This is a genomic window from Enterobacter sp. Acro-832, assembly GCF_011752745.1.
Lineage (GTDB): Bacteria > Pseudomonadota > Gammaproteobacteria > Enterobacterales > Enterobacteriaceae > Enterobacter > Enterobacter quasiroggenkampii.
The window spans coordinates 296991-317668 of sequence record NZ_VWWX01000004.1 but is presented as its reverse complement, the minus strand read 5'-3'; the positions used below and the strand labels follow the sequence as shown (position 1 = coordinate 317668).

18 protein-coding genes are annotated in these 20678 nt (G+C 60.7%); 12 read left to right on the top strand and 6 right to left on the bottom strand.

What is annotated here, in order from left to right:
• The first annotated feature begins 5 nt into the window (after positions 1-5).
• Positions 6-5588, top strand: a complete 5583-nt coding sequence (locus tag F3J31_RS16290; RefSeq protein ID WP_167214155.1) for an AAA family ATPase — start codon at positions 6-8, stop codon at positions 5586-5588.
• A gap of 3 nt (positions 5589-5591) precedes the next feature.
• On the opposite strand, the gene F3J31_RS16285 is transcribed toward F3J31_RS16290, so the two are convergent.
• Both F3J31_RS16285 and F3J31_RS16280 read right to left on the bottom strand, forming a co-directional pair.
• Positions 5592-6209, bottom strand: coding sequence for a response regulator (locus F3J31_RS16285; RefSeq protein ID WP_048028672.1), 618 nt, complete (start codon positions 6207-6209; stop codon positions 5592-5594).
• Between the two features lie 180 nt (positions 6210-6389).
• On the bottom strand, positions 6390-6776 hold the full coding sequence (locus tag F3J31_RS16280) for a VOC family protein (RefSeq protein ID WP_045908085.1): 387 nt from the start codon (positions 6774-6776) through the stop codon (positions 6390-6392).
• A gap of 88 nt (positions 6777-6864) precedes the next feature.
• Between F3J31_RS16280 and F3J31_RS16275 the strand changes: the two genes are divergently transcribed.
• Together F3J31_RS16275 and F3J31_RS16270 are read left to right on the top strand one after the other, a co-directional pair.
• Positions 6865-7467: an ATP-dependent Clp protease proteolytic subunit gene (locus tag F3J31_RS16275; protein WP_024909504.1), complete on the top strand. Its 603-nt coding sequence runs from the start codon at positions 6865-6867 to the stop codon at positions 7465-7467.
• A 135-nt stretch (positions 7468-7602) separates the two neighbouring features.
• Entirely contained in the window at positions 7603-8724 is a 1122-nt protein-coding gene (locus F3J31_RS16270; protein WP_167214154.1) for a cupin domain-containing protein, read from the top strand.
• Between the two features lie 91 nt (positions 8725-8815).
• Here F3J31_RS16270 and F3J31_RS16265 read toward each other — a convergent pair whose 3' ends face one another.
• A complete protein-coding gene (locus F3J31_RS16265; protein WP_167214153.1) occupies positions 8816-10231 on the bottom strand; it encodes a PLP-dependent aminotransferase family protein in 1416 nt (471 codons plus the stop codon).
• A 176-nt stretch (positions 10232-10407) separates the two neighbouring features.
• Here F3J31_RS16265 and F3J31_RS16260 point away from each other — a divergent pair, with 176 nt between their 5' ends.
• Complete coding sequence (locus tag F3J31_RS16260) at positions 10408-10569, top strand: DUF1127 domain-containing protein (protein WP_032675878.1); 162 nt, start codon at positions 10408-10410, stop codon at positions 10567-10569.
• 86 nt (positions 10570-10655) lie between these two features.
• Here the strand turns inward: F3J31_RS16260 and F3J31_RS16255 are convergent, their stop codons facing one another.
• The gene (locus F3J31_RS16255) at positions 10656-12044 is read right to left on the bottom strand and encodes a PLP-dependent aminotransferase family protein (protein WP_167214152.1); all 1389 of its coding nucleotides are present in this window, start codon (positions 12042-12044) and stop codon (positions 10656-10658) included.
• Positions 12045-12145: 101 nt separating this feature from the next.
• On the opposite strand from F3J31_RS16255, the gene F3J31_RS16250 reads away from it, so the two are divergent.
• Positions 12146-12625, top strand: coding sequence for a carboxymuconolactone decarboxylase family protein (locus F3J31_RS16250; RefSeq protein WP_014882392.1), 480 nt, complete (start codon positions 12146-12148; stop codon positions 12623-12625).
• Here the strand turns inward: F3J31_RS16250 and F3J31_RS16245 are convergent.
• Complete coding sequence (locus F3J31_RS16245) at positions 12612-13514, bottom strand: LysR family transcriptional regulator (RefSeq protein ID WP_167214150.1); 903 nt, start codon at positions 13512-13514, stop codon at positions 12612-12614. The genes F3J31_RS16250 and F3J31_RS16245 overlap by 14 nt on opposite strands.
• Before the next feature lie 100 nt (positions 13515-13614).
• On the opposite strand from F3J31_RS16245, the gene F3J31_RS16240 reads away from it, so the two are divergent.
• The 7 genes from F3J31_RS16240 to F3J31_RS16210 all read left to right on the top strand — a co-directional run bounded on the left by F3J31_RS16240 (position 13615) and on the right by F3J31_RS16210 (position 19311).
• Complete coding sequence (locus F3J31_RS16240; RefSeq protein ID WP_167214148.1) at positions 13615-15030, top strand: aldehyde dehydrogenase family protein; 1416 nt, start codon at positions 13615-13617, stop codon at positions 15028-15030.
• Between the two features lie 152 nt (positions 15031-15182).
• Positions 15183-15506: an antibiotic biosynthesis monooxygenase gene (locus tag F3J31_RS16235; protein ID WP_048028659.1), complete on the top strand. Its 324-nt coding sequence runs from the start codon at positions 15183-15185 to the stop codon at positions 15504-15506.
• Positions 15499-15876, top strand: coding sequence for an amino acid-binding protein (locus tag F3J31_RS16230; RefSeq protein WP_048028657.1), 378 nt, complete (start codon positions 15499-15501; stop codon positions 15874-15876). Before F3J31_RS16235 ends, F3J31_RS16230 begins: the two co-directional genes overlap by 8 nt.
• Positions 15869-16564 carry a winged helix-turn-helix domain-containing protein gene (locus tag F3J31_RS16225; RefSeq protein ID WP_167214145.1) on the top strand — a complete coding sequence of 232 codons (696 nt, stop codon included), beginning with the start codon at positions 15869-15871 and terminating at the stop codon, positions 16562-16564. Before F3J31_RS16230 ends, F3J31_RS16225 begins: the two co-directional genes overlap by 8 nt.
• 146 nt (positions 16565-16710) lie before the next feature.
• On the top strand, positions 16711-17181 hold the full coding sequence (locus tag F3J31_RS16220) for a MarR family transcriptional regulator (RefSeq protein WP_167214143.1): 471 nt from the start codon (positions 16711-16713) through the stop codon (positions 17179-17181).
• Entirely contained in the window at positions 17178-18245 is a 1068-nt protein-coding gene (locus F3J31_RS16215; protein WP_167214350.1) for an HlyD family secretion protein, read from the top strand. The genes F3J31_RS16220 and F3J31_RS16215 overlap by 4 nt, the downstream gene beginning before the upstream one ends.
• Complete coding sequence (locus tag F3J31_RS16210; protein ID WP_167214140.1) at positions 18235-19311, top strand: DUF2955 domain-containing protein; 1077 nt, start codon at positions 18235-18237, stop codon at positions 19309-19311. Before F3J31_RS16215 ends, F3J31_RS16210 begins: the two co-directional genes overlap by 11 nt.
• On the opposite strand, the gene F3J31_RS16205 is transcribed toward F3J31_RS16210, so the two are convergent.
• Positions 19308-20579 carry a DUF445 domain-containing protein gene (locus F3J31_RS16205; RefSeq protein WP_063622629.1) on the bottom strand — a complete coding sequence of 424 codons (1272 nt, stop codon included), beginning with the start codon at positions 20577-20579 and terminating at the stop codon, positions 19308-19310. The two genes, F3J31_RS16210 and F3J31_RS16205, sit on opposite strands and share 4 nt — an antisense overlap.
• Between the last annotated feature and the right edge of the window lie 99 nt (positions 20580-20678).

Genomic DNA, 20678 nt, shown 5'->3' with positions numbered 1-20678 from the left:
CGCGGATGAACGAACACGAGCAGCCTGCATTCTGGCCCGCCCAGGGAAATCTTCACCAGGGGCGGGTTTTTGTCCTTAAAGAGGATGTGATTTTTACCGTGCTGGCGCAGGAGGGCGGAATCGCCTGGATGCACGCGCGACATCCTCATTCCGGCGGCTCGTTCATTATCGCCACCGCGGTCAGCGACGAAGAGGAAGAGCGGGCCACCCGGCTGCTGAAAAACGAGTTTGCGCTGCGTGACGCGCTGCAGGACAGCTGGGCCATTCGTGCCGTCGCGTCCACCCAGTACCGGGGACGCTTCGCGCTGGTGTACGCCCCGTTTTCGTTTGAGCTGCTGGCGCGGCGCGCGGGCAGGGCGATCTCGGGGATCGCGCGCTTTATCGAGCTGGCGATCCAGATCTGCGTTCCTCTGCGCCAGATGCATCTGCAAAACCTGATCCACGGCGATATCAAGCCTGGCAATATTTTTGTTCATCACGATGCCACCTGCCGTCTGGGCAGCTTTGGCCTTTCATGCAGCCTCTCCGGCGCCTTCGCGCAGACCCGGCTTGCCATTTCAGGCGGCACGCCGGCGTATATGTCCCCGGAGCACACCTCCCGCACCCAGCGCCCCGTCGATGGCCGCAGCGATCTCTACAGCCTCGGCGTGGTGCTGTATGAACTCCTGACCGGACGTCTGCCGTTTGAACTGGGGGAGGACGATCGGACCAACTGGGCGCACTACCATATTGCCTCGGCGCCGCTGGCTCCGGATGCGATACGCCCGGACGTGCCGGGAATGCTGTCGACCATCATCCTGAAGCTGCTGGAGAAGCACCCCGATAACCGCTACCAGACGGTTGACGGGCTGATTGCCGACCTCCGCCGCTGCCAGGCGACGTTGACCGGTGAGGGCGAGATCGTTGCCTTTACCCCCGGCCAGCAGGACCGCACCCCGGCTATTCTTCTGGCGGACTCGCTGTTCGCGACGCATCCGCAGGCGAATGACGTCATTGCCGCGTTTGAGCGGGTGGGGGAGAACCGTGTGCCGGAGCTGGTGACCATCGGCGGGCCGTCGGGGATCGGCAAATCCTCCATCATTGCGACGGCGTTAAAAACGCTCCAGCAGCGTACGGTGCTGCTGGCGGTGGGCAAAGTGGATCAGTTTTCACCGTCATTGCCCTACGGCGTATTAAGCTCCGCATTCCGCCCCCTGACCCTGCACCTGCTGGGCCTGCCGGCAGACGAGGTGGCGAAGTGGAAAATCCGTCTTTCTCGCGCCCTGGAAGGACACGAGGCGCTGGCCGTCAGCCTCGTGCCCGAGCTGGGCCTGCTGCTTGAGCGCAAGCCGCGCTTCCCGGCGGATACGTTTTCCATTGATGCCCGGGCGCGCTTCAGCCATATGGTGCTGGCGCTGGTGAAAACCTTTGCCTCGCAGGGCTGCCCGCTGGTGCTGGTGCTCGACGATCTCCAGTGGAGCGACGCCGCCAGCCTGCATACGCTCAACTATCTGCTGGTGAACTGCGGCGCGATCCCACTGCTGGTGGTTGTGGCTCACCGCGACATCGGTTCGTTGTCCGAACCCACACTGCAACAGCAGCTGGCGAGCCTGCCGGAGGCGGCACAGCACGCGAGCGAAATTGTCCCGCAGGCGCTCTCTGTCAAAGCCGTGTCCCGCTGGCTGGGGACGGTATTTCGTACCCGCAGCACGGCGACGACCGACCTCGCCACGCTGATCCATGAAAAGACCGGGGGCAACCCACTCTTTGTACACGAATTTTTCCGCCGCATCGTCGATGACGGGCTGGTGGTGCACAACAAATATCAGGACAAGTGGCACTACGATCTGCAGGCCATCCGCGCCCGGCATTACACCGAAAACGTCGTCACCCTGGTGCTGGAGAAGCTGGAAGAGCTGCCCGACGAGACGCGTCGCCTGCTGGGTAGCCTTGCCTGCCTCGGCGGCACGGGCGAAATGGAGATGATCTGCCGCGTGGTCGGTATATCGATGGCGGAAATGCGCTACGCGCTGCATCCGGCGGTCATGGCGCAGCTGATCGTGCTGACGGAGAAAGCGTACTCTTTCACCCACGACCGGGTGCAGGAGGCCGCCTTTGCGCTGCTGGATCGGCATGAGAAAAGCCATCTTCATCTGACCACCGCCAGCCTGCTGGCCGACGCCGCGCGGCAGGCGGCGGGGAACGAGCTGCTGTTTCGCGCCGTACATCACGTCACGGCCGCGCTGGACAGCATCCAGCCCGCCCCGCAGCGCCAGATGTTCCGCGAGCTGAGCCTGCTGGCCGCGCGACGCGCGAAACGCTCGGGGGATTATCTCTCGGCGCTGAGCTATATCCAGACTGCCCGAGCGCTGGGCAACGCCGGGACGGTGTCAGACTTTATGCTCGATATCGAAGAGGCGGGCTGCGAGTTTGCGCTGGGGCACCTGGAGCGTACCCGCGAACTGTGTGACGCGATCCTCGGGTGCCCCGGCGGGCTGACCGAAAAGGCGCTGGCGGCCAATCTGCTGGTGGAAGTGTACATTCGCCAGTCGGACAGCCGTCTGGCGCTGGAGGCAGCGCTCTGCTGGCTGGGGGTCTTTGGTATTCAGATCGGCCGCTATCCGGAAGATGCCGACTGCGACGAGGCCTGGGAACACTTCTGTAACCGCGCGGGCGACGCGCCGCAAACCCTGTTTGCCCCGCTCTCGCGGATGGATAACCCGGAAACCGAAGCGGTGATGAACCTGCTTTACAGCGCCAGCATTTGCGCCAGCTTCATTTGTCCGCGCCTGCACTTTTTACTGCTTTGCCGCATGATGCACCTGACGCTCGACCACGGTATTACCGGCGCCTCCACCACGGCGATGGCCTGGTTTGGCGTGCTGATGGGCCACCGCTACGCCGAGTATCGCCTCGGCTTTCAATACGGCACCCTGGCCCGCGAGCTGGTGAATCGCCACGGCTACGACGCGTTTGAAGCCAAAACCCTGCTACCGCTCGACCAGCTAAGCGTCTGGACCCAGCCTTTATCGTTTACCATCGAGTGCGCGAAGGCCTGCTTTACCTCGGCGGTGACCCACGGGGATATGACGATGGCCTGCTTTGCGGCCTGCCACCAAGTGATTAACTTCCTCTCCCGGGGCGATCACCTGGACGGGGTGCTGACCAGCATCGATCGCGGCCTGGCGTTCGTGCGTAAAACCCACTTCCAGGACGTGGAGACCATTTTGATGGTCCAGCGCGGCTACGTTGAGTTCCTGCGCACGCCGGTTATCGGCACCTGGACCGCATCGCAGGTGCTGCCGGAGGCATTGCTGCCCGCGTCGCCGGAGCAGGCACCGGAGCAGACCTCCACCATGCTGTTCTGGTACTGGCTCTACCGCGGCATGGCCCACTTTACCTGCGGGGAGTATGCCGACGCGCAGGCGGATCTGGAAATGGCGGGGTGGTACGCGTGGTCTGCGCCGGGGCACATCCATCTGCTGGATTACCATCTTTACAGCGCGCTGGCGCTTTCGCGTCAGTTAACGCCGGAGACCTTCTCGGCGAACCACCGCCGCAGCATTCACGCCCACTATGACAAAATCGCCCTCTGGGCGCGCATTAATCCCGGCACGTTCGCGGATAAAGAGGCGCTGATCTACGCCGAAATCGTGCGTCTGGACGGGATGAACAGCATCGCGCTTGAGCAGTATGAGAAGGCGGTCCGGCTCTCCCGCGAGGGCGGGTTTAATCCGATTAATGCCCTGGCCCACGAGCTGGCGGGCCGCTTTGCGCTGGCCTGCGGCTATCCAACCGCCTCGGACGCACACTTCCGTGGCGCAATTGCCGCCTGGGGCCGGGCGGGCGCGCAGGCCAAGGTGCGCCAGCTGGAGCAGGATTTCCCGCATCTGCTGGCCTCAGGGCAGGCGAGCGCCTATGACACGGTGGCGTTCGCTCAGAACGAGACGATCCGCGATCTGCAGAGCGTCATCAAAGCCTCCCGCGCGCTGTCGGAAGAGATCAACCTCGAGCGCTTAATCGAAAACCTGATGACGATCCTCCTCGAACGCGCCGGGGCGCAGCGCGGCCTGCTGCTTCGCGTGAGCGATAATCTGATCCCGGAGATCGAGGCCAGCGCCTGGACCAGCACCGAAGGCGTGCGGGTGCGGATCCTGAAGGACGTGCCGACGGCGACCGACATGCCCCTGTCGGTGCTGGCGGCGGTGATCCGCACCGGGCAGGAGATCCGCACCGGTAAGCCGGAGGAGTTTCACCCCTTCAGTCAGGATCCCTATCTGGTGACCTCGGGGGCGGCCGTCATGTGCGTCCCGATGTTCAAACAGGCGCGGCTGGTAGGCGTGCTCTACCTGGAAAACCGCCTGATGCCGGAGGTCTTCACCGCCGAGCATTCTCGCGTGGTGAGCCTGCTGGGGGCGCAGGCTGCGGTCTCCCTGGAAACGGCGCGGCTGTACGCCGAACTGCTGGGGGAGAACATCCAGCGCCGTCGGGTGGAAAAAGAGCTGCGCGCCAGCCAGACCTCGCTGATGCTGGGCGAGCAGATCAGCCACACCGGCAGCTGGCGCTGGGAGCTGGAGCAGGATCTGATGTTTGTCTCGGAGGAGTACGCCCGCATCCTCGGCCTGCCCGAGCAGCAAAAGATGATCTCCATGGCGGAATTTTTGACCTTCGTTCATGAAGACGATTACGCCCGCATCAGCACCATCGTCACGCAGAGCGTGCGCGAAGGGCTCTCCATGCGTGCGGAGTTTCGGGTGAAGCGTACCGACGGTTCAACGCGCTATATCCTCGGGATTGGCGATCCGGTGGGCGTGGGCAGCGAGGTGAATGAGTATTACGGCATCATCACCGATATCACCAGCCAGCGCGCCGCGGAGGATGCCATGCGGGTGGCGCAGGCGGATCTGGCGAGGGTGTCCCGCGCCACCACCGTCGGGCAGCTGACCTCCTCCATCGCCCATGAGATCAACCAGCCGCTGATGTCGATCGTCTCTAACGCCGGAGCGAGCCTGCGCTGGCTCAGCCGGGAGCCGGCCCGGCTGGATAAAGTGCGGGAAGGGCTGGAAGAGATCGCCGCGGAAGGCGCGCGGGCGGGGGAGATCATTCGCAGCATCCAGTCCCTGACGCGCAAGCAGGATCCCACTTTCTCGCGCATCGATCTGCACTATCTGATCCACCATATCATCGCGCTCTCCCGCAGCGAGCTGGAGCAGCGACACATTAGCGTTGATTACCTGTTGAAGGCGCAGGACAGCTTTATCACCGGTGATAGCGTGCAGATCCAGCAGGTGCTGCTTAACCTGGTGATGAACGCCGTTGAGGCGATGGCCGAGGTGAAGGATCGCGCCTGCACCATTACCCTCAGCACCAGCAACGCGGACGGGAAAGCGATCGTTGAGATCGCCGATACCGGGAGCGGCATTGAGCCCGAGCGGCTGGAGCAGATTTTTGACTCGTTCTACTCCACCAAGCCACAGGGAATGGGGATGGGGCTGACCATCAGCGCCAGCATCATTGAGCGCCACTGCGGGAAGCTGAGCGCGCGCCGCCGGGAGCCTTACGGCACGGTGTTTGCCTTTGCGCTGCCGCTGGCGGTACAGGAAGGGTAAACGTTACTCCGCAGGCTGGCTTTTGGTCAGGCGCTCAACGGCCCTGACCAGCTCTGCCACGGAGCGCACCTGCATTTTCTCCATTACGCGGCGGCGATGCACTTTCACCGTGATCTCACTGACGCCCAGCTCGGCGGCAATTTGCTTATTCAGCATGCCGCTTATCGCCAGCGTGAGCACCTCGTGTTCGCGCGGTGTGAGGGAGAGATGGCGCTGCTTCAGGGCGTAGTGCTCTTTATTGCGCTCGGCGTTGTTTTCCGCCAGCTGCAGCGCGGACTCAATGGCGTCGATAAGCGCGGTGGATTCGACGGGCTTAGTGAGAAATTCGTAAGCGCCGCCTTTAATGGCGCGCACCGACATCGGAATGGTGCCGTGGCCGGTGAGAAAGATAATCGGGATTTCACGCCCGCTGTCCTTGAGGGCATCTGCCACCTCAAAACCCGAGATGGTGGGCATCTGCATATCGAGGACCACGCACGAGGGGAGCTCTTCAAAGCGGTGCTGAAGAAACGCTTCTGCCGATGAAAAGCCGATGGCGTTTAAGTCTGCGGATTCCAGCAGCCCGATTACGGACTGTCTGACTGCGTCATCGTCATCAACCACATACACAATGTGTTCCATTCACCGCCCCGGTGCTGATTTACATGTCGAGGATGCAAACAGCCCCCAGGAGTGACGTAAGGGACTGTTTATGCTGACTTTCATCTTAACACATTAATTATAATTATCATTTAACAATATGATAATCATATGAAGTATAGCGATCCGTGACCGGGCGAGTTCAGGAACGAAACGCTGATGTTATGCACCGACAAGCTCAATCCGGTTGCCGTCCGGATCCGCAATCACCGCTTCATAGAAGCCGTCTCCGGTCATGCGCGGGGCGCTGAGCAGCGTGCCGCTGGCCTGCGCCCGTTCGGCCATGTCGTCCACCTGCGCCTTGCTGCCGACGTTGATGGCAATATGCGCCCAGCCGATAAACTCCGGATGTGACGGGGCTGCGGGCAGGTCCGGCAGCGTCATCAGCTCGATGGTCGGTCCATCATTCAGCGTAATAAAGTGTGATTCAAACCCGGGACGATTTTTACTGACGTAGCGTTCGTTGCTGCGGCCATTAAAAACCGTTTCCCAGAACTGAACCTGGGCGTTCAGGTTTCGGGTCCACAGTGCAACATGGGCAATATGCATAAGCTCCCTCGTTATTTGTCTGTGAGGACTTTGATCGGTAAAACAGGCTACACTCTGGTTTTGAGCGCGACAAGCTGAGGAAATAACAATGCACTACACACTGAAAGAAAGCGACAAGGAAAAAGCGGAAGGGTCAAACGGCGCGGGCGCTCTGCAGCAAAAACTGCTGGAGTCTCGTTCGATTGTGATCTCCGGTGAGATCAACCAGGAGCTTGCGCAGAAAGTGATCACCCAGATGATCCTGCTGCAAAGCGTCAGCAACGATCCGATCAAGCTGTACATCAACAGCCAGGGCGGCCACGTGGAAGCGGGCGACACCATCCACGACTTCATCAAATTCATTCGCCCGGAAGTGCACGTGATCGGCACCGGCTGGGTCGCGAGCGCCGGGATCACCATCTTCCTGGCTGCGAAAAAAGAGCACCGCTACTCGCTGCCAAATACCCGCTTCATGATCCACCAGCCGCTGGGCGGCGTGCGCGGTCAGGCGACCGATATTGAGATCGAAGCGCGCGAGATCATCCGCATGCTGGATCGCGTGAACAAGCTGATCGCCGACGCTACCGGCCAGCCGCTGGAAAAAGTGAAAAAAGACACCGACCGCAACTTCTGGATGTCCCCGGCGGAAGCGCTGGACTACGGCATCGTGGGTAAACTGATTACCCATTATGACGAGCTGAAGCTGGATTAAGTTTTCGCGGCGTGTTTGTGTCGGGTGGCGGCTTCGCCTTACCCGACCTACACGTGCTGGTTTGACCCATGACAAGTTCCCCCTCTGCCTTCTTGCCTATAATCGCGCCTGTTTCCCTTCTCACTGGTGCTACCCATGGCGTATCAACTGAACCTGAACTGGCCGGAATTTCTTGAGAAATACTGGCAAAAGCAACCCGTTGTGCTGAAAAATGCCTTCCCGAATTTTGTCGACCCGATTACCCCGGACGAGCTGGCGGGTCTGGCGATGGAGCCTGAGGTCGATAGCCGTCTGGTGAGCCATTTCAACGGTAAATGGCAGGCCAGCAATGGTCCGTTCGAGCACTTTGACGATCTGGGCGAAACCGGCTGGTCGCTGCTGGCGCAGGCGGTGAACCACTGGCATATGCCCGCGGCGGAGCTGGTGTGTCCGTTCCGCGTTCTGCCGGACTGGCGTCTGGACGATCTGATGATCTCCTTCTCCGTGCCGGGCGGCGGCGTGGGTCCGCATATCGATCAGTACGACGTGTTTATCATTCAGGGGATGGGCAGCCGCCGCTGGCGCGTGGGTGACAAGCTGCCGATGCGTCAGTTCTGCCCGCATCCGGCGCTGCTGCATGTGGATCCGTTCGAACCGATCATCGACGAAGATCTGGCCCCGGGCGATATTCTCTATATTCCGCCTGGATTCCCGCACGACGGTTTTACCCATGAAACGGCGCTTAACTACTCCGTCGGCTTCCGTGGGCCAAACGGCCGCGATCTGATCAGCAGCTTCGCCGATTATGCGCTGGAAAACGATCTGGGCGGCGAGCACTACAGCGATTCGGATCTGACCTGCCGCGAACACCCGGGCCGCGTGGAGCAGTACGAGCTCGATCGCATTCGTCAGATGATGATCGACATGATCGGCAAGCCCGATGATTTCACAAAATGGTTCGGCAGTTTTGTCTCCACGCCGCGCCACGAGCTGGATATTGCCGCCGCCGAGCCGCCGTACGCGCCGGAAGAGGTGCTGGACGCGCTGCAGGGCGGAGAAACGCTGTCTCGCCTGAGCGGCCTGCGCGTGCTGAACATCAACGGCAGCTTCTTCATCAACAGCGAACAGCTGGAGACGGTAGACGCGAAGGCGGCGGATGCGCTGTGCCGCTATACCGAACTCGGTCAGGCCGAGCTGGGCGATGCGCTGAAAAACCCGGCGTTTGTCGAGGAGCTCACCGGGCTGATTAACCAAGGATACTGGTACTTCGACGAGTAGTGCGGCCTGTTGCCCGGTGGCGCTGCGCTTACCGGGCCTACAACGGTAAGAACGTAGGCCGGGTAAGGCGAAGCCGCCACCCGGCAAAACACTACTCCTCCATCGCAATCACAATCGCTTCACCCATCTTCTTCAACGCCTCGCGATGTTTCTCCGTTGGCGGCAGCGCCACGTTGATCCGCAGGCAGTTGCGGTACTTCCCGGAGGCGGAAAACAGCGACCCGGCCGCGGCCTGGATCTTCATCCGGCACAGCTGCTTGCTGACGCACACCATATCGACCTTCTCCGGCAGCTCAATCCACAGCAGGAAGCTGCCCTGCGGGCGCGTGACGCAAATCTCTGCCGGAAAATACTGCCGCACCCAGCAGGTGTAGGTTTCCATATTCTGCTGATAAATCTGGCGCATACGGCGCACGTGGCGATGGTAATGACCGTCGCGAATAAACGCCGCCACCGCCATCTGCGTGCCCGGCACGTTAAATCCGCCGGCGGCGTATTTCATGTGCATTACCCGGTCGTAGTAGCGTCCCGGCACAATCCAGCCGACGCGCAGGCCCGGCGCCACGGTTTTGGTAAACGAGCTGCAGAGGATCACGCGGCCGTCGATATCCATTGAATGAATGGTGCGCGGACGCGGGTACTCCGCCGCCAGCTCGCCGTAAATATCATCCTCGACAATCACGATATCGTGCCGCTGGGCGAGGGCCAGCACCTGCTTTTTCCGCGCCTCCGGCATGATAAACCCGAGCGGGTTATTGCAGTTGGGCACCAGGATCACCGCTTTGATTGGCCACTGCTCCATTGCCAGCTCTAGCGCTTCGATGCTGATCCCGGTTTCAGAGTCGGTGGGAATTTCAATCGCCTTGATGTCAAACCCGCGCAGCATCTGCATGGTGCCGTGAAACGACGGCGATTCCACCGCCACGATATCCCCCGGTTTGCATACCGACAGCAGGGCAATCGACAGCGCGCCGTGGCAGCCGTTGGTGATCACAATGTCGCTTGCCGAGACGGTCGAGCCGCCGTCCAGCATCAGACGGGCGATCTGCTCGCGCAGCTCCAGACGCCCGTCAAGCACGTCATAGCTCAGCATCTCGCCAGGGTTATGCTGCGCGATGCGGCTCATCTCGCGCCACAGGGGCTTCAGGCTCGGCTGGTTAATGTCCGGCGAACCGCCGCCGAAGGAGATCATCTCTTTGTCGGCGCGGGCGTCCAGCAGCATCATCACCTCATCCCACTGGGTAACGTCCACGGGGCGCTGCACCGGGCGCGTCATCGCCGGGACGGGCGGCTGGGCCTTGCGCGGTGAGACAAAATAGCCGGAGCGCGGCTGAGGCGTGATCAGCTGGAGGTTTTCGAGGATCTGGTAGGCCTGCTGTATGGTGCTGATGCTCACGCCGTGCTCCTGACTCAGCGTGCGCACCGACGGCAGACGTTCGCCGCTGCGATACAGCCCTTGCTCAATGCGTTCAGCCAGAAGATTGGCCAGATGTTGGTAGCGTGTCATGCTGTATCCTTTGTTTTCACCATACAGATTATAAAACCAGTACAGATTGCTGCGAAAATTGCCATGCAGATACTGTTTTAGCGGATCTGTATGTTAAACAAAAGTTGTTTTTGCATCTGTATTGCACGGGTGGATTTCCGGGATGATAACCCCACTGACACAGTGAGGAGAGCATCATGGAATTCTACGAGAATCGTTCAAAACGTCCGTTTATTGTGTTTGTCTGGATCGCAAAAACGCTGCGTAGCTGGTATCGCATCAACCGCACCCGCCGCATCCTGAGCCAGATGAGCGACGAGCAACTCAAGGACGTTGGGTTATCGCGATATGATGTGTGATCCACGTTGTCGCCGGGTGGCGGCTGCGCCTTACCCGGCCTACTCGATCCCGTAGGCCCGGTAAGCGTAGCGCCACCGGGCGATTTTCAGCGCAACAGCGCAAACGTCTGCCGCTTCGGCCTTTCCAGCAGCTCAACCGCCTCTTCATACGAGCGCACGTTGTTATAGCCCATCACCAGCCCGTAGCGTTTGCCCGACCCGCGATACCACTCCGAGAGCACATTGACCTGCAACTGCTGTTCCTGCCAGCAGCAGGCCACTTCCCGATCACGGCTTCCTTTGGTCAGAAACGCCACGATATGCATCCCACCGTCGTTTTGCTCGGTGAAAAACAGATCGCCATAAACCTCCTGCAGGGCGGCAATCATCCAGTCGCGGCGGGTCTGATACAGCGCGCGCATCTTTTTCAAATGACGGAAAAAATGCCCTTCGTTGAGAAACGCGGTGAGGATCTTTTGCGTCAGCACCGGCTGGCCGCTGGTGGTGATGTCCGCGCAGTCGGTAAAGGCTCCGACGGTGCTGGCGGGCATCACCACGTAGCCCATGCGCAGCGACGGCATGATGGTTTTACTGAAGGTGCCCATAAAAATCACCCGGTCGTGATGGTCGAGGCTTTTCAGCGACGGCAGCACCTTGCGGGTGTAGTGAAACTCCCCGTCGTAATCGTCTTCGATAATCCACGCCTCGTTCTGGCTGGCCCAGTCGAGCAGCTGCTGCTTACGCGGCAGGGAGAGCGTGACCGCCAGTGGGCTCTGGTGTGACGGGGTGACGATGGCAAATCGGGCGTCGCGATGGTGACGCAGCAGGTAGTCCGTATCGATACCTGAACGGTCGACCGGCACGGTGTGCAGGCGCGGCACGATCCGCTTGAGCAGCTGCTGGCCCATAAAATAGCCCGGATCTTCAAACACCACCTTGTCGCTGCGGCTGGCGAGGGTGTCGAGGATCAGCCGCAGGCTGCCGCTGTAGCCGCTGGTGATCAGCACCTGTTCAGCGGTGCAGGATAAACCGCGTGAAATATTGAGGTAGCTGGCGATGGCCTGGCGCAGCGGATACCAGCCCAGAACGGGCGGGTTGAGCATCTCCTCCTGTCGCATAGCCCGCGTCGCCTGGCCCGCCAGCAGCAGCCATTTTTTATACGGGAAGCTGTCGAGGGCGGGGATGCCGGGACGCAGAAACCCGGCCCGCTCGCGCTGGCTGATGAGCGAGGCCGGAAGCGCTCCGGTGGGCTGCTCCGCAGGGGCACTCTTATCCGGCAGCAGTAAGTCCGGGTTAACCTGCGTGCCGCGCGCGCCCTGGCTCACCAGATACCCTTCACCCGTCAGAATGGCGTACGCCGTTTCGACGGTTTTACGCGCCACCTTCAGCTCTTCCGCCAGCACGCGGATGGCAGGCACCCTGTCGCCCGGCTTCAGCACGCCGCGCATGATGTTGTCGCGGTAGCGGGAATAAATCTCGTGATAGCCCGGCTTCATGTCCTACCTCATTTCACGCTTTTTGTATCTTTTTACTATGTCATGAACGGCGTAGATTTGCCTCATCGCACGGCACATGCCGCACAAAAAGAGGAAAGACCATGAGCACTCGCGTTAACCACCATAAAGTTACACCTGCCCTCGCCAACGCGCTGTCTGCCCTGAGCATGGAGGTAGCAAAAACCTCCATCGATCCGGCGCTGAAGCACCTGATCGACATTCGCGTGTCGCAGCTGAACGGCTGTACGTTCTGTCTGGATATGCACTCAAAAGAGGCGAAAATCGCCGGCGAGCGCGAACTGCGCCTGTACCATCTGGCGGCCTGGCGCGAGTCCCCGCTGTTCAGCGCCCGTGAGAAAGCCGCGCTGGCCTTCACCGAAGCGCTGACCCAGATTGGCGTTCACGGGGTGAGTGACGCGCTGTACCGCAGCGTGGCGGAGCACTTCTCGGACGTGGAGATTTCAGAGCTGAACTTCGCTATCGTGGCGATCAACGCCTGGAACCGTCTGGGCATCACCTCCCGCATGGCGCCCGGTTCGCTGGATGCGGCGTACGGGCTGAATAAAGCTAACCTGGAATAATCCCGCGCTCGCGGATCATCGCCACCAGCGCCCGCAGCCCTGGCGGGACGTGGCGATGACCGGGATAGTACAGGCGCAGCCCGGCAAACGGCTGCGTCCAGTCGTTTAAGACGCTCACCAGCTCCCCACTTTTCAGCTCGTCCTGAATATAGAGTTCCGGTAAAAATCCCACCCCTAACCCCGCTTTTACGGCGCGGATCGAGGCAAAAAGATCGGACGTCGCAAAGCGCGGCGGCACGGCAAGCGCGTACGTTTCCCCCCGACGGGCCAGCTCCCAGCGGTAGATCCCACCGTGAGCCATACGCATGCCGATCCCCTGATGTGAAAGCAGATCGTCCGGCGTCTCGGGTATGCCGTGAAGGGCGAAATAGTCCGGCGTGGCGGTGACGAGCTGGCGGATCTCTCCGGTCAGCGGCACGGCGATCATGTCCTGCGGAACGGACTCTTCGAGGCGGATCCCTGCGTCATAGCCTTCGGCAACGATGTCGATCATCCTTGCTTCACTCACCGTTTCCACGCGCATTTTCGGGTAGCGGATCATGTAGTCGATCAGCAGCTGGTCCAGAAACAGGGTGCCGATATGATTCGGCACATTCAGCCGTAGCGTGCCGGCAGGTTCCCCGGTGTCACTGTGGATCTCTTCCCCGGCGAGACGGATCTCCTGAAGGGCGGGGCCGATACGCGCCACGTAGCGCTGTCCGGCGTCGGTAAGCGCCACGCTGCGGGTGGTGCGGTTGAAAAGTCGCGTTTCAAGGCGGCTCTCCAGCCCGGCGATGGCGTTGCTGACCGCCGTGGCGGACATCCCCAGCTCCTGCGCTGCGCCGCGAAAGCTGCCGCGTCGCACCACCGCCATCACCACTTCCAGCTCTGTCAGACCTGAACGATGCATAGATTATCCTGAAAATCGAAACAACCCTTGCAGCATAGCGTGGATTATCGCAACGGAGAAGCCGTGACAGACTGGTCTCACACAGCCTGAGGAGGGTGATATGCACACTATCGAACAGATCTTTATTAACGGCGAGTTTGTTACCCCGCACGGGACCGAACGGTTTGATTTGTACAATCCGGCGACGGCGCAGGTCATCGGCCAGGTTCGTCTGGCGGATGAGGTTGACGCTGAACGCGCTATCGCGGCGGCGAAAGCGGCGTTTCCGGCGTGGTCGCAGACCACAAAGCAGGAACGCATCGCCGCGCTGAAGCGCATGCACGCCGCCGTGGCCGCCCGTCACGATGCGCTGCTGGACGCCATTGTCGAGGAGTACGGCGCGCCCGCCTCGCGCTCGGCATGGATGGCAAGCTATCCGGCAGAGGTGATTGCTCAGGCCATCGAGGCGCTGGAGGCGTTTGAGTTTGTCACCCCCGCAGGTGCCGCAACGGTGCAGATGACGCCGCTTGGCGTGGCCGGGCTGATTACGCCGTGGAACAGCGATGCCGGGTTTATCTGCGGCAAACTGGCGGCCGCGCTCGCCGCGGGCTGCACGGCGGTGATCAAGCCGAGCGAAATGAGCGCCCTGCAAACGCAGATTGTCACGGAAGCGTTGCGCGATGCTGAATTACCGCCAGGGGTATTTAATATCGTCACCGGACGCGGCGAGACGGTCGGCGAAACGATTAGCCGTCATCCGGACGTGGCAAAAATCTCGTTCACCGGTTCCACGAATACCGGCAAGGCGATCCTGCGCAACGCGGCGGAAAGCTTTAAGCGCGTAACGCTGGAGTTGGGCGGTAAATCGCCGACGATCCTGCTGGATGATGTGGATCTCGCGCAGGCGATCCCGCTGGTGATCCAGGCCGGGTTTATGAACAGCGGGCAGGCGTGCGTGGCTGGGACGCGCATTCTGGTGCCGCAGGCGCGTAAGGCGGAGATCGAAACCGCGCTGGCGCAAGCCGTGTCGGCGGTGAAATCCGGCGACCCGCGCAACAGCACGACAGACGTCGGCCCGATGGTCAGCGAGAAGCAGTGGCTGCGGGTGCAGGGCTATATCCGTAAAGGCCTCGAAGAGGGGGCACGCCTGCTGGTGGGTGGTGAAGGACGACCGGACGGCACGCAGGACGGCTGGTTTGTGCGTCCGACGCTGTTTGCCGACGTGAACAACCGGATGACGATTGCCCGCGACGAGATTTTCGGTCCGGTGCTGTGCGTGATCCCCTATCATGACGAGGCGGAGGCGATAGCCATTGCCAACGACACCGACTACGGCCTGAGCGCGATGGTGCTGGGCGGCGATGTGGACCGCGCACGACGCGTGGCGCAGCAGATTGTTTCCGGTCGCGTGCTGGTGAACACCCTGGCCCATGAACCGAAAGCGCCGTTCGGCGGGTTTAAGCACTCCGGTTTGGGGCGCGAGATGGGCGAGTGGGGAATTCGGGCGTTTATGGAGCCGAGGTCGATGGTGGGCTAAAACCCGCCCGGTGGCGCTGCGCTTACCGGGCCTACATGAGCCCGTAGGCCGGATAAGCGCAGCGCCATCCGGCGCAACACTTCGCTCCTTACCGAAGCATTGTGCTTTTCCCTCCTGCATTCTCTCCCCAACATCACAACGGAGAGAAAACCATGATCGCAGTCCTTTTCGAAGCCAAAGCCGCGCCTGCCCATCAGGCGCGCTATCTTCAGCTTGCTGCAGAGCTTAAGCCTTTGCTGGCCGACATCGACGGCTTTATTGATATCGAACGGTTCCAGAGCCTGACCACCGAGGGCAAAATCCTCTCCCTTTCCTGGTGGCGGGATGAAGAGGCTGTCCGCCGCTGGAAGCAGAACGTCTTCCATCAGGCGGCGCAGGCCGAAGGACGGGAGTCAATTTTTGCGTACTACCGCATTCGGGTGGCGCAGGTCGTGCGGGAATATACCTCTGAAACCGGAGGGCATGCCGATGTATGACGTTCATGTCATTTTTCGCGATATCCCGGGGGAACTGGCGCGCTTTGGGCAGCTGCTGGGCCGCAACGGCGTGGGGCTGGAGGGCGGTGGCGTATTTGGTACACATGCCCATTTCCTGGTGGAAGACGGGGAAAAAGCGCGACGCGTGCTGCTTGACGCCGGGTTTACCGTGCAGGCGGTGCGAAAGCCGGTGATCAGAAAGCTTAAGCAGGAACGCCCTGGCGAGCTGGGCGAGATCGCGGCGGCGCTGGCGGCACGCGGTGTGTCTATCCTGACCCAGTACAGCGACCATGCGAATCACCTTATTCTGCTGACGGATGATGATAAGCTGGCCGCAGAGATCACCGAACCCTGGGCGGCCCATGCTTAAGACGAGTTTACCCCCTGACAACAGCGCGATGCTGGAAAAGGCGATTGCCGCGGTGGCGGCAGCAATGGCCGATCCGTCGCGCGTGAAGATACTTTGTGCGCTAATGGACGGGCGGGCGTGGACGGCCACCGAACTGAGCGCGGCGGCAGATGTCGCACCGTCGACCGCCAGCGGGCATCTCGCCCGACTGCTTGAAGGGCAACTGATAACCTGCCTGTCGCAAGGGCGGCATCGCTATTATCGTCTTGCCGGGCACGACGTGGCGGCGCTGGTGGAGCAGATGATGGGGCTTTCGTGGAGCCGCATTACCCCGCCGGAAACCACGGCGCCGAAAGCCATGCGTGAAGCCCGGACCTGCTATGACCATCTCGCAGGCGCGGTGGCGGTGCAGATCTATGATTTCATGCAGGCGGAAGGCTGGCTGGAGGCTGACGGTTCAGCGTTGACACTCTATGGCCGGGAGCAGTTCCTGACGCTCGGCATTTCGTTAAGTGCGCATCCGCGCCGGAAGGCCTGCTGCGCCTGCCTGGACTGGAGCGAGCGGCGGTTTCACCTGGGTGGAGAAGCCGGCGCGTTGCTGCTCGACCATCTGGAAAGTAAAGGCTGGATCCAGCGGGTGGCGGGGTATCGGGAGGTGGTGGTGACGGCGTCGGGGAAGGCCGCTGTAAAGAGGCTTTTTAGCCGCTAAAAACGCCCGGTGGCGCTGCGCTTACCGGGCCTACGCGTACATCGCCTCCAGTAACACCTTTCGCAATTCCTGCGCTTTCGCCTCTCGTTTCTTGATAGTTACCCTGATAACTATTATCTTGGCCGCGTGTGACGAGAGGTTTCCCCATGAGTGAAGAAGAACTGTTCTGCCGCAGGCCAATGGGCATGCGGATGGCGATGATCGTGCGCCAGTGGCGTGCCGTCATCGACGAGGCCATTCTCGATACCGGGTTAACCCAGTCGAGCTGGACGGTGATGATGCAGCTTCATCAGCTCGGGGATAACGTCTCAATGAGTGAGCTGGCGGAGGTGCAGGGCATTGAACTGCCGCCGCTGATGCGCACCCTGACACAGCTGGAAAAGCAGGGATACCTGCTGCGCGCTGTATCGCCTTATGACAAGCGCATCCGGCTTCTGACGCTGACACCTGAGGGAAAAGCCCTGTTACAAAGGCTCACTCAGGTGATTGAGACGTATCAGGCGCGCGTATCGCTAAACATCGCGCCGGAACATCTCGACATTTTCAGCGCCACGTTGAATCAAATCGCCTGCAATTTGCGGACAATCCGCGAAGAAGATAACAAGACCGAAAAATAATGACCCCTGAACAAAAGTTTGCCCGCTGGGTAAGGGTGAGTATTGCCTCTTTCCTGCTGATGTTTGTCTACTTTATCGTCGCGGATATCTGGATCCCGCTGACGCCGGACTCCACCGTGATGCGCGTGGTGACGCCGGTGTCTCCGCGCGTCTCCGGTTACGTGGCGGCGGTGCATGTCCACAACAACAGCCAGGTGAAGAGAGGCGATCTGCTGTTTGAGCTCGATGACACGCCGTTTCGCAATAAGGTGGAAGCGGCGCAAATCGCGCTCGAGCAGGCACGCCTGTCCAACGAACAGCTGGATGCGCAGATCGCCGCCGCGCAGGCCAGCCTGAAAACCGCCTTGCTGACCGCGCGTAACGACAAAGTGACTTTTGATCGCTACCAGAAGCTGAGCACGCTGCAGAACGTCTCGCAGGCGGATCTGGATAAAGTCCGCACCACCTGGCAGAGCAGCGAACAGGCCGTCAGCTCAATTCAGGCCAACATTCAGAACCTGCGTATCCAGCGAGGCGAGCGCGACGAGCACCGCAACGTGACGCTGCAAAAATACCGTAACGCGCTGGATGAAGCAGAGCTGAATCTCGGCTGGACGAAGGTCTACGCCCAGGCGGACGGTACGATCAGTAACCTGCAGTTGAGCCCCGGCTTCTACGCTTCATCCGGTTCCGCCGCGCTGGCGCTGGTGAACAACCAGACCGATATCGTGGCCGATTTCCGTGAGAAGAGCCTGCGCCATACCCATCAGGGCACCGATGCGGCCGTGGTGTTTGACGCCTTCCCGGGACACGTTTTCCGCGCCCACGTCACCAGCAGCGACGCGGGGATCCTGGCAGGTCAGGAGGCCGTTAACGGCCAACTCTCCGAGCCGGAAACCTCCAACCGCTGGGTGCGCGACGCCCAGCGCATGCGCATTCACGTGACGCTGGACGAGGCGCTGCCGAAGCATCTGCCGACCGGCGCCCGCGCGACCGTGCAGCTCTACAACAGCGAAGGGCCGTTTGCGCGCTTCTTCTCCGGGATGCAGATCCACCTGGTAAGCCTACTTCACTATGTCTATTAGTACCCTGGCGCGGGTCTTTACCCCGCACGGCAACATCGTCTACACGGCAAACGACTTTCGCCAGACCTTGCGCATCGTCTTTGCCGGGATGATTGCGCTCAGCATCTCCAGTTTCTACAACACCAGCTACGGCGTGTTTTTCGTGGTCTATCCGATCATGCTGCTCTCGCTGGTGCCGGTGTTTAACCGCCACGTGGCGAAGCAGTTTATCTTCAGCGCATCGCTCAACTGCGTCGAAATGGTGATTATCATCGGCTATCTGTCGCAATGGCCGGTCATCATGACGCTGGTGGTCTTGGCCCTGTACGTGATGCGCTTTCGCTTTATGAGTAAAGGCCCGCTGTTTCTGTTCGGTTCGATGGGTGTGGTGTGCCAGAGCGTGATGCTCAACTTTATGAGCTACCCCACCACCAACTGGCACACGCTGCTGTTTTCCAACATCGAAGCCAGCGTGATGGCGGTGTGCCTGAGCGCGCTGATGAACTATCTCCTGCCGGACGTGGAGCCCCGCAAGCCGCCGCCGCTGATTGAGAAAGACGACGCCCGCGTGCGCCACGAGTCGCTGCTCTCCGGCACCGTCGCGACGCTGATATTCGTCGTTTTTCAGATCAGCGACTTAAGCGATTCGCTTTCGGCGCTGATGGCAGGGATTTTGATCCTGTTCCCGATGCACTATCGCGGCGCGGTGATGAGCTCCATCTGGCGCGTGGTCGGCGTGGTGCTGGGCTGTCTCTATATTCTGGTGGTGCAGCTGATCCTCTACGATCACAGCAGCCATATGCTGCTGATGATGCCGCTGATCGGCCTTGGGCTGGCGTTTGGTGCGCGACTCCACGTGATGGAGAAGGTGGGGGCGGGCGTGGGCTTCTCCAGCATCACCACCATCGGGATAATGTTCGGGCAGAACATGCACCCGGACACTGACCTGGTGTTCAGCGATCTGTACCGCATCACCTCCGTCACCTTTTCGCTGGTGGCGACGCTGACGATGGTCTTTCTGGTGCACCTGATCCTGAACCGCTTCGAGGCGACGCGCTACGTCATCGCGCCGCCCAAAGCGGATTAATGTCCCAGCACGGCAGGCAACTGCGAGAGTAAAAACAGGATCAGGCCAATCGTCCCGCCGACCAGGGTGCCGTTGACGCGGATAAACTGCAGATCCTTGCCAATGTTCAGCTCAATCTGGCGGGACATGTCTTTGGCATCCCAGCTTTTCACCGTGTCGCTGATGTGGCGTGTCAGGAACGCGGCAAAATCCGGCGCGAGGCGGTGCGCGGCCTGCTCCAGATGCTCGTTCAGCGAGGCCTGCAGGTTCGCATCGTTCGTCAGCGTTTCACCGAACCACAGCCCGGCGTTGGCGATGCGCTGCTTCACGCGCGAGTCCTCACTCTGCATATCCGCCTTCAGCCACTGGCGCAGATCGGCCCACATCTCGCCCAGATAGCGGTTAAACGCCTCATCGTTTTTCAGGTAATGCTTGATGTTGTCGGCTTTGGCCGCCATGTCCGGATCGTTTTTCAGGTTGTCGATAAGCTTCAGCGTGGCGCGGTCAAACGCCTGGCGGATCTGGTGCGTGCGGTCGTGGCTGATATCGTCCAGCAGCGTGTTGACCGCGTTCGATACCATCTCCGCACTCTGATCGCCCAGCCACTCCGTGGGCAGCACCATCGCTTTGCGCGGGTGCTCGGTTTTGAGCCAGTGGACGATCTGGTCGGCGATAAAGTCCCGCGTGCTTTCCCGCTGAATCAGGGTAATCAGTCGGTTGATGATGGTGTCCAGCAGCACCTGATGGCGGTTGTTTTTGGTCATGCTCTCCAGCATCACGGCGCTGGTTTCGGTGAAATCGACCTTGTCGATGGCCTTATGCACCGCGCGTTTGAGCAGGCGCTGAATGCGCCCGTCGTCGGTCAGCTCGAGAAAACCGCTCATCACCTGCATCAGATGCAGCCCGACACGCTGGGCGTTGTCAGCCTTGCTGAACCAGGCACCAATCATCTGGGCAGGCTCATAGCGGCGGATCAACGCCACCAGCGACTGGGTATCCAGAAATTTCTCCTGCACGAACTGGCCGAGATTGTCGCCGATCCGGTCTTTATTGCGCGGGATGATCGCCGTATGGCGGGAGATAAAGGGAATCGGCACCCGGCGGAACAGCGCGACGACCGCAAACCAGTCAGCCAGCGCGCCGACCATTGCCGCCTCGGCAATGGCCTTGACGCCGCGCACCCAGAAGGTCTGCGGCAGGAACAGGGTGGTGATAAAGGCCGCGGCGGCAACCAGCAGCAGCGACAGCGCCAGCAGCTTGGCGCGTTTGAGTTCAGCTATTTTTTCCATGGTTTAAGGATAGAGGCAAGTGAACCAAAAGTGCAAAACTGGCGTAAGGGGGGAGACGCATTCTCAGTGTGAACCAATGGCGTCTATATAAAAAATATA

Coding starts and splice junctions, on each gene's coding strand:
- F3J31_RS16285 (WP_048028672.1), bottom strand. CDS start 6,209: ATGGAACACATTGTGTATGTGGTTGATGACGATGACGCAGTCAGACAG.
- F3J31_RS16225 (WP_167214145.1), top strand. CDS start 15,869: ATGCTTAAGACGAGTTTACCCCCTGACAACAGCGCGATGCTGGAAAAG.
- F3J31_RS16220 (WP_167214143.1), top strand. CDS start 16,711: ATGAGTGAAGAAGAACTGTTCTGCCGCAGGCCAATGGGCATGCGGATG.
- F3J31_RS16240 (WP_167214148.1), top strand. CDS start 13,615: ATGCACACTATCGAACAGATCTTTATTAACGGCGAGTTTGTTACCCCG.
- F3J31_RS16280 (WP_045908085.1), bottom strand. CDS start 6,776: ATGCATATTGCCCATGTTGCACTGTGGACCCGAAACCTGAACGCCCAG.
- F3J31_RS16205 (WP_063622629.1), bottom strand. CDS start 20,579: ATGGAAAAAATAGCTGAACTCAAACGCGCCAAGCTGCTGGCGCTGTCG.
- F3J31_RS16290 (WP_167214155.1), top strand. CDS start 6: ATGAACGAACACGAGCAGCCTGCATTCTGGCCCGCCCAGGGAAATCTT.
- F3J31_RS16235 (WP_048028659.1), top strand. CDS start 15,183: ATGATCGCAGTCCTTTTCGAAGCCAAAGCCGCGCCTGCCCATCAGGCG.
- F3J31_RS16275 (WP_024909504.1), top strand. CDS start 6,865: ATGCACTACACACTGAAAGAAAGCGACAAGGAAAAAGCGGAAGGGTCA.
- F3J31_RS16245 (WP_167214150.1), bottom strand. CDS start 13,514: ATGCATCGTTCAGGTCTGACAGAGCTGGAAGTGGTGATGGCGGTGGTG.
- F3J31_RS16265 (WP_167214153.1), bottom strand. CDS start 10,231: ATGACACGCTACCAACATCTGGCCAATCTTCTGGCTGAACGCATTGAG.
- F3J31_RS16255 (WP_167214152.1), bottom strand. CDS start 12,044: ATGAAGCCGGGCTATCACGAGATTTATTCCCGCTACCGCGACAACATC.
- F3J31_RS16230 (WP_048028657.1), top strand. CDS start 15,499: ATGTATGACGTTCATGTCATTTTTCGCGATATCCCGGGGGAACTGGCG.
- F3J31_RS16210 (WP_167214140.1), top strand. CDS start 18,235: ATGTCTATTAGTACCCTGGCGCGGGTCTTTACCCCGCACGGCAACATC.
- F3J31_RS16260 (WP_032675878.1), top strand. CDS start 10,408: ATGGAATTCTACGAGAATCGTTCAAAACGTCCGTTTATTGTGTTTGTC.
- F3J31_RS16270 (WP_167214154.1), top strand. CDS start 7,603: ATGGCGTATCAACTGAACCTGAACTGGCCGGAATTTCTTGAGAAATAC.
- F3J31_RS16250 (WP_014882392.1), top strand. CDS start 12,146: ATGAGCACTCGCGTTAACCACCATAAAGTTACACCTGCCCTCGCCAAC.